This is a genomic window from Enterococcus hulanensis, assembly GCF_005405485.1.
GTDB classification, from domain to species: Bacteria; Bacillota; Bacilli; order Lactobacillales; family Enterococcaceae; genus Enterococcus_A; species Enterococcus_A hulanensis.
The window spans coordinates 235,622-249,346 of record NZ_BJED01000005.1; the positions used below are offsets into that span (position 1 = coordinate 235,622).

General features: G+C 41.7%; 12 protein-coding genes and 1 riboswitch. Of the genes, 9 read left to right on the forward strand and 3 right to left on the reverse strand.

The window, feature by feature from the left end; translation table 11 throughout:
- Positions 1 to 365: 365 nt before the first annotated feature.
- Positions 366 to 1,868, reverse strand: coding sequence for a helix-turn-helix domain-containing protein (locus FFR60_RS07610; RefSeq protein ID WP_088934165.1), 1,503 nt, complete (start codon positions 1,866 to 1,868; stop codon positions 366 to 368).
- A 170-nt stretch (positions 1,869 to 2,038) separates the two neighbouring features.
- Here FFR60_RS07610 and FFR60_RS07615 point away from each other — a divergent pair, with 170 nt between their 5' ends.
- The gene (locus FFR60_RS07615; RefSeq protein WP_137663670.1) at positions 2,039 to 2,644 is read left to right on the forward strand and encodes a TMEM175 family protein; all 606 of its coding nucleotides are present in this window, start codon (positions 2,039 to 2,041) and stop codon (positions 2,642 to 2,644) included.
- Between the two features lie 29 nt (positions 2,645 to 2,673).
- Here FFR60_RS07615 and FFR60_RS07620 read toward each other — a convergent pair whose 3' ends face one another.
- Together FFR60_RS07620 and FFR60_RS07625 are read right to left on the reverse strand one after the other, a co-directional pair.
- Positions 2,674 to 3,411 carry an amino acid ABC transporter ATP-binding protein gene (locus tag FFR60_RS07620; protein WP_088934167.1) on the reverse strand — a complete coding sequence of 246 codons (738 nt, stop codon included), beginning with the start codon at positions 3,409 to 3,411 and terminating at the stop codon, positions 2,674 to 2,676.
- A 105-nt stretch (positions 3,412 to 3,516) separates the two neighbouring features.
- The gene (locus FFR60_RS07625; protein ID WP_088934168.1) at positions 3,517 to 5,115 is read right to left on the reverse strand and encodes an ABC transporter permease subunit; all 1,599 of its coding nucleotides are present in this window, start codon (positions 5,113 to 5,115) and stop codon (positions 3,517 to 3,519) included.
- A 125-nt stretch (positions 5,116 to 5,240) separates the two neighbouring features.
- Positions 5,241 to 5,414, reverse strand: a riboswitch (Lysine riboswitch).
- A gap of 342 nt (positions 5,415 to 5,756) precedes the next feature.
- Between FFR60_RS07625 and FFR60_RS07630 the strand changes: the two genes are divergently transcribed.
- The 8 genes from FFR60_RS07630 (at position 5,757) to FFR60_RS07665 (ending at position 13,646) form a co-directional block, all read left to right on the forward strand.
- Positions 5,757 to 7,787, forward strand: coding sequence for a BglG family transcription antiterminator (locus FFR60_RS07630; RefSeq protein ID WP_137663671.1), 2,031 nt, complete (start codon positions 5,757 to 5,759; stop codon positions 7,785 to 7,787).
- The gene (locus tag FFR60_RS07635; RefSeq protein ID WP_088934170.1) at positions 7,787 to 8,068 is read left to right on the forward strand and encodes a PTS sugar transporter subunit IIB; all 282 of its coding nucleotides are present in this window, start codon (positions 7,787 to 7,789) and stop codon (positions 8,066 to 8,068) included. Before FFR60_RS07630 ends, FFR60_RS07635 begins: the two co-directional genes overlap by 1 nt.
- Before the next feature lie 148 nt (positions 8,069 to 8,216).
- Positions 8,217 to 9,581: a PTS ascorbate transporter subunit IIC gene (gene ulaA / locus FFR60_RS07640; RefSeq protein WP_137663672.1), complete on the forward strand. Its 1,365-nt coding sequence runs from the start codon at positions 8,217 to 8,219 to the stop codon at positions 9,579 to 9,581.
- Between the two features lie 15 nt (positions 9,582 to 9,596).
- The gene (locus tag FFR60_RS07645) at positions 9,597 to 10,439 is read left to right on the forward strand and encodes a transketolase (protein ID WP_137663673.1); all 843 of its coding nucleotides are present in this window, start codon (positions 9,597 to 9,599) and stop codon (positions 10,437 to 10,439) included.
- Position 10,440: 1 nt separating this feature from the next.
- Entirely contained in the window at positions 10,441 to 11,391 is a 951-nt protein-coding gene (locus tag FFR60_RS07650; RefSeq protein ID WP_137663674.1) for a transketolase family protein, read from the forward strand.
- A gap of 86 nt (positions 11,392 to 11,477) precedes the next feature.
- Positions 11,478 to 12,176 carry an NAD-dependent protein deacylase gene (locus FFR60_RS07655; RefSeq protein ID WP_137663675.1) on the forward strand — a complete coding sequence of 233 codons (699 nt, stop codon included), beginning with the start codon at positions 11,478 to 11,480 and terminating at the stop codon, positions 12,174 to 12,176.
- A 107-nt stretch (positions 12,177 to 12,283) separates the two neighbouring features.
- Positions 12,284 to 13,117: a chorismate mutase gene (locus FFR60_RS07660; protein WP_137663676.1), complete on the forward strand. Its 834-nt coding sequence runs from the start codon at positions 12,284 to 12,286 to the stop codon at positions 13,115 to 13,117.
- A 1-nt stretch (position 13,118) separates the two neighbouring features.
- Positions 13,119 to 13,646, forward strand: a complete 528-nt coding sequence (locus FFR60_RS07665; RefSeq protein WP_088934176.1) for a transcription repressor NadR — start codon at positions 13,119 to 13,121, stop codon at positions 13,644 to 13,646.
- Positions 13,647 to 13,725: the final 79 nt, after the last annotated feature.

Consider the following 13,725-nt stretch of genomic DNA (forward strand, 5'->3'; position numbering starts at 1 on the left):
GAGCTCATCGGTGGGTGGCCGATGAGCAAAGGAGTTAAAAAATGAAAAAGTGTTAGGGTTGTTTGTTGGTATGCTTATATAATAGCAACTACTTATGAATAAAATGTGATGAAAGAATAGCGAATCCATTAATTTTATAAGAAATAAAGCTCATCAATATATAATGCCGCGAAAAATTGTTCGAAATATTAAGGAGCTTACCTCAAAATAGTATAAATTCGAATTCCTAATAATTAAATTATATTGAGTAATTTTCAAGGCGTAGACAGAAAATAAACAACCGCGCTTTAGAGGCAAAGGCTCACAGGAATTTCAATAGCGAAAAAAACTCCCAAAACATGTCCTCATGTCTTTGGGAGTTTTGTCTATTCATAAACGCGATTTTTCTTGTCGTAAATATTACGCAATTCCAAGTAGAGCGGAATGAGCTCGTTTTTCGTGTATGGAAAGTCCAGTTGATACAACTGAATATGCGGTTTTTCTTTTTTCAGTAAGGATGACGAGCTGATGATCAAATCGTAATCATCCTTCAACGATACATCATACGGCTCAGCATCGATGAAGCGCAGATCCTCCAAGAAGCGATACAGATCACGGACAAAGATGGCATTGTGCTCCAAAGCGATCCCGACTTTTAAATTGTTTGCGTACGGGAACTGATTGAAGTAAGGCAGCAATAATCGTTTAAAGGCCCGCGTAAGCATCGGGTGTACCGAACTAATGAAACCGTATGGCGGATGATCTTTGGCCATCTGCATAAAGTTTTGGATATTTTGGAATAAAATATATTCGCCGCGTGTTTGTTTTTCATTTGGGTCCATCACCAATTCAATCATGCTTGGGAATGGCTGACGGAAAATATAGTAGCCAAAGGTAATGTTCAACAAGTTTGCGACCACTAACGGATCATCCATCATTTCCGGGCGATCAGGGAACAACGCCTTTTTCGCAAAGTTACGGAACTCTACAACGAAATCATTGACAGGATTTGGCCGTGCAGCAAAATCATGGATCGTTTGCTTCATGCTTTGATCGTCACGAATCGTATAGAATGGTGAATAATGGGCTAAGAAATAAATGAAGCTGGATTCACCCTTCAGCTGACGAGTCGTCATAGGACCATCGACTAAATCACGTAAGGAAGTAAAATCATAATAAGGATTATCCTTCATTAAGAAATTGTAGCGCGGGTCGTATTTGACGAACTTCTTATTGTTGACACGAATCATAATGATGGAAGTGAACAATTTGATTTCCTGCGTACCAAAGTAAGTCCGAGACAATGGGAAGTATTCTTTGTATGTATCAACGATTTGTTCCAATTGATGCTGATCGACATTTAACGGACATTCGATTCCGCGAGTTCCCAGCCATAAAAGATCAAATAATGCTAAACGAATCAGACGTTCATCTCCAGACATACCTGCCTCTGTATAAGTAAAACGAATATTGAAGCGTTTCAAATGCTTTTTCAGCTTGTCGATCTTACGGGAAACTGTGGAACGGCTCACAAAATATTTCTCACAAAATTGTTCGATTGTTGGATTTTCTTCATTTAAGAAGTATAGGATGAACTGGAACGGCACTGCTTGCTGCAATAGATGGTAACGATACTCATCGACGGTAGCGTTAAGGTTTTCTAGGTTCACCTTTCCGGCACGCATCATGATCGTTTCGTGATTCGGACGAATTTCTGCCATTTCTTGATCTATTTCATTTAATTCAATGACACTTTGCTGGTAGTTTAAATTCAAGTCTTCTGACAGTTGACTGATGGCTAATACTTTTTTAGTTGTTTGATTTAAGTATTTAAAGATATTAAAACGCAAGAGGAGCGACGCATCAAACATAAGTTCCTCGTATAACATCTGTTTTCCTCCTTTATTAAATTGGGTTATTAATCTGAATTTTTTTAAGCATATTTCTCCTATATTGTACTTTATTTACAAAAACCTGTCAGTTATTAGCCGGTAAAAGGTGAGTAAAATTATATAGGGAAAAACAATTTTCATGCTATTCTAAGAAAGAAGGTGAAAAAATGACTAAGTCACGTTTGGAAGCATTTACTGACGGCGTCGTTGCGATCGTATTAACGGTCCTTGTACTTGATATCCAGATACCTGACGCGCCCTCGCTCGCTTCGCTGCTGAGCATCACCAATACATTATTTGCTTATATTGTTAGTTTTATTTTTGTCGCTGTAATCTGGGTGAACCATCATCGGATGATGCAGATGGCAGAAAAGATCAATTATCGCGTAATTTGGGCAAATATTTTTTGGTTATTTTGGCTAACATTATGCCCGGCAGTGACGAGTTGGGTGGGTCGGAATCCTGACCATTTTTGGCCGGAATTTTCTTATGTGGTGGTTTACATGATGTGGAGTTTTTCGTATGGTGTTTTATCGAAACAGCTTATCAAAGCCAACGAGTCTGACAGTCACGTGGTGAAAGTTTTAACTCGCGATCATCGCAGCAAGCTATCCATGCTCATTAATCTAGCTGTCTTGGGCGGCGTGTTTATTTTTCCGCCAATCGGAATCTTTGGCCGATTCTTAGTATCCGGCATCTGGATCGTCTCATATCGCAGGGCAGATCAGTATTATCAAAGAATCTTTGGCAAAAAAAATCACGGCAGAAGCTGAACGCTTCTGCCGCTTTTTCGCATGTAGACTTATGGATGCAATACCCGATGCAGAAACTCTTTTGTTCGAGCTTCTTTAGGATTTACAAAAATATCTTCCGGTGTTCCTTGTTCAGCGATGACTCCTTGGTCCATGAAGATGACCCGATCGGAAACTTCTTTAGCAAAGGCCATTTCGTGGGTCACGATCACCATCGTCAAGCCGCTTTCTGCTAATTTTTTCATGATCTGCAACACATCGCCGACCATTTCAGGATCAAGGGCTGATGTAGGCTCATCGAACAACATCACTTCCGGGTTCATTGAAAGGGCACGAGCGATCGCGACCCGTTGCTTTTGTCCGCCGGAAAGCTGCGCTGGTTTGGCATCGATGAAACGCGCCATTCCCACTTCCTCTAAATTCTTCACCGCTATTTTGCGGGCTTCGTCTTCTTTACGACCTAAAACTGTGACTTGACCGCTCATGCAATTTTGCAAGACGTTCATATTGTTAAAGAGGTTGAAGGATTGAAAAACCATCCCTAAATGAGTCCGGTATTTTGGTAAGTTATACCCAGGAGCTAAAACATTTTCTCCCTGATATAGGATTTTTCCATCCGTTGGAGTTTCTAATAAATTGATACAACGCAGAAAAGTTGATTTACCAGAACCAGAGGCTCCGATAATGGTCACGACTTCTCCTTTGTTGACGTTCATACTGATATCTTTTAAGACGAGATTATCGCCGAAACTTTTTTTCAAATGTTCGATTTCAATGATACTGCTCATAATGATCCTCCTTATTCTTCTTTCGCGAGAAAAAACATTGTAATAATCATGCTAGTGATGTCTGGCTTCACGAACTAATTTCTTAGTCTTATCGTCCAGTCTTTATTATTTATCTTCGCCAACTGCTACATCTACCTCATCCAAACGGACATAGGCTGAAGGGCCGTCCATTTTCTTCTCAACAGCTCGCAAGATACGGGTCGCTGTGAAGGTTAATACGAAGTAGATCACACAAATAATGAAGTAGGTCTGGAAGAACATGTAGTTCGTTCCGGCAGCCGATTTCCCTTGGAAGAACAGTTCAGAAACAGAGATGATACTCAATACAGAGGTATCTTTGATATTGATTACTAACTCATTCCCGGTCGCTGGCAAGATATTGCGCAATACCTGCGGCAAGACAACTTTGCGCATGGTTTGTCCATGAGTCATCCCGATCGCATGGGCCGCTTCAAACTGACCTTGATCAACCGCGAAGATTCCGCCGCGGACGATTTCTGACATATAAGCACCTGTGTTAATAGATACAATGAACAAAGCAGCGGCTGTCCGGTTCAAGTCGATCCCGAACGCCATCGCGATCCCGTAATAGATTACGGCTGACTGAACGATCATCGGTGTACCGCGGAAAATCTCAATGTAGGCATTTAACAGCCAACCAAAGACTTTTTGCAGGCCGCGTTTTGCGTTATTGTTTGATTCTGGGATCGTCCGGAAGACTCCGACTAACAAGCCAATCAATGTCCCAACAGTCGTACCAACAATTGCCAGCAGCAAGGTCGTACCTGTACCGCGTAGGAACATAGAGCCATTTTGTTTTAAGATACGAACAAAAACATTTTCTTTTTTGCCTGAAGCATTTTGCGTTTCATCTGTAGCCGGTTGATCTTTAATGGCTTGGTCCATGATTTCTACTCGTTCATCTTGCGGGATTCCGCTTAAGATTTGATTGACTTGTGCCATATCAGGATCGCCTTTGCGCATCCCAACCGAAACTTGGACATCTTCGGGATTGGTTTGGAAGCCATCCGCTTTGTCGAATTCCACCATTTTCAAATCAGGGTTCACGCTTTCGGCAGTCACACCTTCAGGTCGTTCGCTGACGTAACCATCGATTGTTCCAGATTCCAATGCAACGCGCATCGCTGGGAAATTATCCATAGCGCCCTGTTTTTTGACATCAGGGATTTGAGGGATGACATCATAATGGAATGTGCTCAGCTGTCCGGTGATCTTTGCGCCAGCAAAATCTTTGATGGAAGTGGCTTTGGCATATTTAGTATCTTTACGCGTGACAATGACCAGCTGTGATTCGTAATACGCATCAGAAAAGTCGACCTCTTTGCGTCGTTCAGCAGTAGGCGACATCCCGGCAATAATCGCGTCGATCTTGCCAGATTGCAGGGCAGGCAGCAAACCATCCCATTCTGTTTTGACAATGACTAATTTGCGATTCATTTTATCAGCGATTTTTTTCGCCATTTGAACGTCATACCCGCCGGCGTAAGCTTTATCGCCTTGGATTTGCACAGCGCCGTTGCGGCTATCCTTTTGTGTCCAGTTAAAAGGGGCGTAGCCGGCTTCCATGCCGACACGCAATTCTCCTTCAGGTGTCTTTGCGTCTGCTTGAGTGACTAATGGGGCTCCTAGAAATGAAATAAATAATGCGATGAGTGCGATAACTGAAAATTTTCTTCTATTCATATATTTCTCCCTTTCTTGAAATCACGAGATTGGGTAAAGCGTGTTTTAAAAATCTGCAACAAAAAAAGCCGCCGTTTCGTGTATAAGGCCGCTTGCAGATAATAAGAAGATGATGTTCCCTCTCACAAAAACATAGCGCAACTTAGCATCACTGCTAAGACAGTCCGCAAGTTATTCGCTTGCGTCCCAACATACAAAATAAAGAGAATTTTGTACATTTCGGCGAAACTTCCTAGACCTATTTCAACGTGTCTCTACACTCCATAGGGTTAATAAGGTTCGCGACCTCTACCTCATTGTTCTGAGGCATCTCGTATTCAGTTATTATGCTTCACAGTCTAAAGCCTACAAATGAAAAAGTCAATGGAAATCATTTGAAACGAACAAAAAAGTTGGCAGAAAGTTTTAATTCATCACGACTTTTTTGTCAAAAAAGACAAAAAATGAAAATAAGCTCTTTCTCTGAGAAAAAATTTTCAACTTAAAAAGGCAAAATACAAATGCTACGATTAAGTATTGCAGCAAATACACAAAAATAGCTTTGGTACAATCGTTTCGATTTTTAAAACGTAAATTGTACTGAAGAATGATCGCCAATAAAACGGTTACACCCTATACTTTAGTCAGGAGGTGAGGAGAAAGTGAATTACAAGATGAGCTATCTCCTATCCAACAATTTTAATTGTTACGTAACATTAAAAGAAGCGGCACAACAAACCGGTCTATCTGCCAGTGAGCTCGCGACTCAATTAGCAGAATTGAATTTGACCGTTGAGACAAACGCTGACACTGAAGAACAACGGGTGTTCATTGCGACGATAACGACTGAGCAATGGACACGGAAGCTCGTAAATGAAACACACGACTTCTTTGTATATTCCGAGGAGCAGCGGCAAGCATTGATTTACTTGCTGAGCTATTCCGCTTTTGAGGAGTTGTCACTGTTTCATTTTCAGGATTTTTTGGAAATCTCAAAAGGAACTGCAATCGCAGACGTTAAAAAGCTTCGAAAGTATCTGGCTTCACAAAAAATCGAGCTGGTTTATTCTAGGAAGAATGGTTTTTTCCTGACAGGAGATGAGCTTGAGATTCGTCGGGTCGCTCAAAATTTTGTTGCACTATTGGTACAAGATACGATTGGGAAATTTGGTTTGTTTTATTGGTTGAACCAATTTGATCTGACTTTGTACGCACAGATTCGCGACGTCATTCAAGAACAAACCGGTGCCTTGGGCTTGACCATCGTACCGAGTCGCATCGACGAAGTCAGTTTATTGCTGGGATTGTCCTACAAGAGAATTGAACAACAGCGCTTAACCGATTTAACTGAGTTAAAAGTTTTGCGGTCATTGACGGCTTATCAAGCCAGCGAGAATTTCTTTCAAATATTTTTTAATGGAAGCAATCCGTACGAGCTGGGCTATATGACAGTTGTATTAATAACGATCGTTCAAGGCGAGATTCGCGATTTGCAATTAGATTTTTTATTGAATTGTTCGGCTGAAATAATTCATCGGATGGAAAATTATTCCGCCATCCAATTCTCGAACTTTCGTGAATTGCTGATGAATCTGTTTTATCATCTTGTTCCTGCTTATTTTCGCATTCGATTTGGTTTTTATTTACCCAATGTTTTGATTGAAAATATTCAAATGGATTATCCGGAAATTTTTGATTTTACGAAGCAGGCGCTCTTTCCGTTAGAACAAGTTGTGGAACAAAAAATTCCTATTGAGGAAGTCGGCTTCTTTTCAATTCTATTTGGCGGAGCGATCACGAACCAGAAAGCTGAAGCGGCAGAAAAAGAAGTGCGGGCTTTGATCGTTTGTCCAAGTGGAATCAGTTCCTCGTTGATTCTGCAGACGGAATTGAAAAAAATGTTTTCGACGATTCGTTTTCAAGAAGCCGGTTCGGTGGATCAATTGCAGAGCGTTTCTGAAGAAAACTACGATGTGGTCTTCTCGACGATTCCATTAGACAGTAAAAAGCGTGTTTACTTGGTCAAACCATTGATGTCGCAATTAGAAAAAAATCAATTGATCAATCAAGTTCAGGAGGAATTGCTTGTTCCCGGTTTTTCTATGCCTAGTGCAGATGAAATTCTCAAAGCACTGAAACCCTACATTGAATTGAAAAATGGAGTGACCAAGGAAAAACTGTACAAAGTATTAAATAAAAAAATGAACCGATTAATTGAGCAGAAGGAGGACAATCGTCCAATGCTAACAGAACTTATTACCCCCGAAATGATCCAAATCAGTGATGAAGTCGCTGATTGGGAAAATGCCATTCGTTTAGCGGCACAACCATTGGTAGACAGCCAAAAAATCGAGTCTCGCTATTCAGAGGCGATGATCGAAAAAGTGAAACAATATGGTCCGTTTATCCATATTGGCAAGGGGATTGCTTTGCCTCACGCTCGCCCAGAAGACGGTGTAAAGGCGTTGGGAATGTCCCTGCTGAAAGTAGAAAAACCTGTTTTATTGCTGGGGGACGAAAAGCATGCCATTCAACTATTCGTTTGCTTAGCAGCTGTTGATAATGAAGCTCATTTACGCGCATTGTCCAGTTTAACGAAACTATTATCCAATCGTGAAAATCTGGAGGCGTTATTAGCAGCAACGACTAAAGAAGAAATCACAACTATTTTAACTAGAGGAGAGAATAACTAATGAAATTTGCAGCAGTATGCGGATCCGGTTTGGGATCAAGCTTTATGGTAGAGATGAATATCAATAGTGTTTTACAAGAACTAGGAGTCAGCGATGTAGAAGTTGCTCATTATGATATGGGCAGTGCAACACCAGATCTTGCAGATGTCTTTTTTGTTGGCACCGATCTGGCAGACAGCGCACAACATTTAGGAGAAGTTGTCATTTTAGACAGCATCATTGATATGGACGAATTAAAAACAAAGGTTCAAGCAGTTTGCGAAGAAAAAGGCTTGCTCTAATTAAACGGGAGGTCAGTATATAGCTGGGTGAATGGATTAGGCTCCTTGTTATAAAAGGCTGAACCTCCTTAACAAAATGTTATACGTGGTGAGAATAATATATTTTTTTGAAAATTGATTACTTTAAAACGAAACGGGAGGAATACAAATGAATGGGATTTTAGATATATTAATCGATATTGCGAGTACACCTGCACTGTTGGTTGCATTGATTGCTATTTTAGGGAATCTTTTACAAAAGAAAGACACAGCATCAATTGTTAAAGGCGGAATCAAAACTTTTGTCGGCTTCTTAGTTGTCACTGCCGGAGCGGGTGTCGTGGAAGGCTCATTGGCACCTTTTGGCGAAATGTTCCAAGCAGCTTTCAATATGCAAGGGGTCGTTCCTAATAATGAAGCGATCGTTGCACTAGCCTTAACAAAATATGGCACTTATACAGCACTTATCATGTTGGTCGGCATGGCCTTTAACATTTTGATCGCTCGCTTCACACGCTTCAAATATATCTATTTAACAGGTCACGCGACATTATATATGTCTTGTATGATCGGTGTAATCTTGAGCGTAACAAAAATGGGAACAGTGCCGTTAGTTCTGTTCGGCGGATTAGCTCTAGGGATTGCCAACACAATTTTTCCAGCAATTGCTCAGCCATTTACGCGGCAAATTACGAAAAATGACACCGTTGCTTTGGGGCATACAGGAAACTTCGGTTATGCCTTAAGCGGCTTGATCGGAAAATATGTCGGCAACAAAGAAAAATCAACCGAAGATATCAATTTCCCGAAAGGATTATCGTTCTTACGTGATTCAACAGTCAGCATTACTATTACAATGGCAATTGTTTATGTGATCGTCGCATTATTTGCGGGCAATACTTACGTTTCGACTAATTTAAGCGATGGAACAAACTACATTATTTACTCATTACAACAAGCCGGTTCGTTTGCGGCTGGAGTTTTTGTTATCTTAGCTGGTGTTCGTTTGATCTTGGCGGAAATCGTCCCAGCCTTCAAAGGGATTTCAGAAAAATTAGTACCAAATTCAATTCCTGCATTGGACTGCCCGATCGTTTTCCCTTACGCACCAAATGCAGTATTAATTGGCTTCTTGACTAGCTTTGTCGGCGGGATTGTAAGTTTGGCAATCATGGTTATTACTGGAACGACAGTGATCATTCCAGGGGTTGTTCCTCATTTCTTCTGCGGTGCGACTGCCGGAGTATACGGAAATGCAACAGGCGGGTTGCGCGGCGCTGTCATCGGCTCTTTTGTTCATGGCGTAATTATCAGCTTTATGCCGATTCTATTGATGCCAGTAATGGGTGATCTAGGATTCCAAGGCTCAACATTCTCTGATACGGACTATGGTGTTGTAGGAATCTTCTTAGGAAACTTAGCCAATGCCGGCGGTCAGATCGCAGTCATTTCAGGAATCGTTGCTGTGTTAGCCGTACTGATTGGTTTGACTATCATAGGTAAAAATAAAAAATCAAAAGCTGTCTCAGAATAAGAGGGGTTAAAGTGAATGGATAAGAAAATGGTAACAGAGCTAGAAGGACTAGCAGCAAAGATTCGGATCAATAGTATTGAAGCGATTCGAAAAGTTGGGGCCGGACATATCGGCGGGTCGCTTTCTATTGCCGATTTATTGGCGGTGCTTTACGGAAAACAAATGGTTTATGATCCAAAGAATCCGCAATGGGAAAAACGGGATCGGTTAGTACTTTCGAAAGGTCACGCAGGGCCGGCTTGGTATAGTACCTTATCAGCTGTTGGCTTCTTTCCGGAAGAATGGCTGTGGACTTTGAACGAAGGCGGGACAAACTTGCCGTCACATCCAGATCGGATAAAAACGCCGGGTGTTGATGCTACCACCGGTTCTTTAGGACAAGGAACGTCACTGGCAGCTGGTATCGCTACTGGCTTAAAAATGCAGGGCAGCGAGAGCTATGTTTATCTGATTGTTGGTGATGGCGAATTAAATGAAGGTCAATGCTGGGAAGCCTTTCAGTACATTGCCCATTTTAAACTAAATCGCTGTATCGTGATTATTGACGAAAATAAAAAGCAATTAGATGGAACGACACAAGATATTTTAAATCCTTTTGACATTGCAGAAAAAATGCGGGCTTTTGGATTTTCGACTCAAAAAGTCAAAGGTGATGATCTCATCGCGATCGATCAAGCGATCGAAAACTGTAAAAAAGTCGAAGACCAAGCAGTTTGTATTGTTTTAGATACCATTAAAGGTCAAGGTGTAAAATTCTTTGAAGAAATGGATGCTAATCACTCAGTAAAATTTGATAGCAAAGCAGTTCAGGAGGCAACCGACAAAGCCCTGGAAGAACTAAGAAAGGGGTGTGTCTAACATGTTTACTTTGGCAGATAATCATGAAATTGGAAAAGAGTTACGGGCAACAGTTGTTGATGCATTAAAAGAAACGATGGCGATTGATGAGAAAATCGTTGCACTCGATGCTGACCTTGGCGGTGCCAGCAAGTGGACAGATCTTGCAAAAGACGTACCTGATCGTTTTATTAACGTGGGGATTGCGGAAGCAAATATGGTAGGAGTAGCAGCCGGCCTTAGTTTGACTGGCTACACCCCATTTATTCACACCTTTGGACCATTCGCCACGCGTCGTGTATTGGATCAAATCTATCTTTCCGGAGCATACGCGGATAATACGATCAATATCTATGGTTCCGATCCCGGCTTTGCTGCGGGGCATAACGGCGGAACACATACTACATGGGAAGATATTGCTTTACTGCGTTCAATTCCGAAAGTAGTGATCTGTGATGCGGCTGATGAGGTGCAGATGGACTGGATCATAAAAGAGTTCGCGAAATTAAAAGGCGTCCACTATGTTCGAGGAAATCGAAAAGGAGTAAAAAATGTTTATGCTCCTGGCTCAACTTTTTCGATCGGTAAGGGAAATCTTTTGCGGGAGGGTCAAGATTACTTGATCGTTGCTGCTGGACAGCTCGTATCCGAAGCATTAGAAGTAGCTGAAATGCTGGAAGAAAAAGGAATTTCAACTGATGTGATCGACATGTTTACCATTAAGCCGTTAGACAAGGAACTATTACTTGAGCGCTTTAGTGGAAAAAAAGCCGTGATAACGATCGAAAACCATTCGATTACCGGGGGATTAGGCAGTGCTGTTGCTGAAGTTTTAGCTGAAAACGGCCTGGCGATACCATTGACACGGATCGGCGTCGACGAACGCTTCGGTCAGGTAGGTACCCCAAGCTTCTTGCAAGAAGAATTCGGTTTAACAGCTGAAAAAATTTTAGAGCAAGTAAAAGATTTCTAAAAAGAATTCCCTCAGTTTTTTAAGCTGGGGGAACTCTTTTTATTTTAGCCAGCATTTATACTATACTGGTTCTTGAGGTGACAGAAATGGAAATCACAGTTGATCAAGCAGTAAAAATGATTCAGCAAAGTAAAAAAATTACCTTTCTAACAGGAGCGGGTGTCTCCACTCCTTCGGGGGTGCCGGATTATCGCTCATTGCAAGGTGTCTATCATGGACTTGAAGCACCAGAATATCTACTAAGCAGCGAGTGTTTGATTCGTGAACCTGAGAAATTTTATCAATTTGTCAAACACTTGTATCATGAGGAGGCACGTCCCAATATTATTCATCAAGCAATGGCGGAGATGGAAAACACGAAGGATATCTGGGTGATCTCGCAAAATATTGATGGTCTGCACGAGACAGCAGGGAGTCGGCACTTGGTGAATTTTCATGGTTCCCTTTACGATTGTTATTGCCGCAAGTGTCAGCAGGCAGTAGCGTGGACAGATTATTTACAAAGTGACACTCATAAAGATTGCGGTGGACAAATTCGGCCGAATATTGTTTTGTATGGTGAAGGCTTTGAAGATGCCGTTATCCAGCAAGCAATCACGGCAGTCGGCAATGCAGAGCTTGTTGTGATTGTCGGAACGAGCTTCCAAGTTCATCCATTTTGTGATTTAATTTATGAAAAACGCAAAGATGCAAAAGTATTGGTGATCAACCAAACACCGATCCCATTAGCGGGCGAGTATAATTTTGTCCAAGCTAACGGTACTGCCGTTTTTGAAAAAGTGTAGAATAGTTATTTGACAGCTTCACGAATTGCGAGGAGCTAATCATTCTGCATAGAATGATAATTAAAAAGCAAAACAATCCATTTAATACAACTATAGGAGGAAAATGTGTGGAGTTGACTGAAAAGGAAAAAATGATCGCCGGTAAATTATATTTTGCAGGAGATGCTGAGTTGGTAGCAGACCGAAGAGATGCACGGGTAAAATTACAGGCAATCAATCAAGAAACAGATAAGAAAAAACGCGAAGAGTTTGTAAAGGAAGCTTTTGGCGGAACTAAAAACCGGGTGTATGTAGAACCGACAATCTCGTTTGATTATGGTTACAATATTTTTGTAGGCGAGAATTTCTACTGTAATTTCCACAATATCTTTTTAGATATTTGTCCCATCACCATTGGAGACAACTGTTTATTTGGCCCGAATGTGCAATTATATACGGCGAGTCATCCATTAGAACCAGGAAAACGTAATAGCGGACAAGAGCTTGGCAATCCGATTACCATTGGCAACAATGTCTGGATCGGCGGATCGGCAGTCGTGGTCCCTGGGGTAACGTTGGGGGATAACGTTGTTGTGGCAGCTGGGGCAGTCGTGACAAAATCGTTTCCCGACAATGTTGTAGTCGGCGGAAATCCAGCTCGGATCATTAAGACAATCGAAGAAGAAAATGAAAAAGATCAGCTCACTCAAGCGAGAGAAAAGATCGATCAAATCGATCAAGAGCTCGTTTCGCTATTAGAAAAAAGAATGACGGCAGTTAGTGAAGTGACTGCGTATAAAGCGAAAACGAAGAAGGCTGTTTTGGATACTGGCCGCGAAGAAAAGGTGTTGCAGGGTGTCGCAGATTTGGTGAAGGATGAAAATTATCGTGAGACGATTGTCGAAACCTTCAAAGATATTATGAAGCAGTCACGAAATTATCAAGAAGGGCGGTTGAAATAGCATGCTTGATGGCGATAGACGCAAAGCCGAGATTTTAGAAGCACTGCAGCAGGCGGAAAAGCCCATCAGTGCAACCAGCTTTGCTAAAGAATTTGGCGTAAGCCGCCAGATCGTGGTCGGTGATGTTGCTTTATTACGAGCAGCAGGCGAAAATATCATTGCAACCGCGCGGGGATATTTGTTAGAACGCGAATCAGAAAAGTTGATCAGCAAGATTGCCGTGCAGCATGCACCTGATCAGACCGAAGAAGAATTACGCACGATCATCGAACACGGCGGTGAAGTGATAGATGTAGTGGTGGAGCACCCGTTATACGGAGAGTTGGTCGGCGGACTGCACCTAACGACACAACAAGATGTTGATACGTTCATTAAAGAAGCAAATGGCTCGCAAGTGACGCTTTTGTCTGAGCTGACGGCAGGCATCCATCTCCACACGATCGCCTATGAAACACTGGACGACCTAGCAGAAATCAAACACGCGCTTTCAGAAAAAGGCATTTTATATGAAGAAAAACACCATTCGTAGTGTGTACCGACCCCCAAAAGTTAGACCAAAAATCTAACTTCGGGAGGTCGGTATTTTTATGGCTAAATATAGTTTTGAA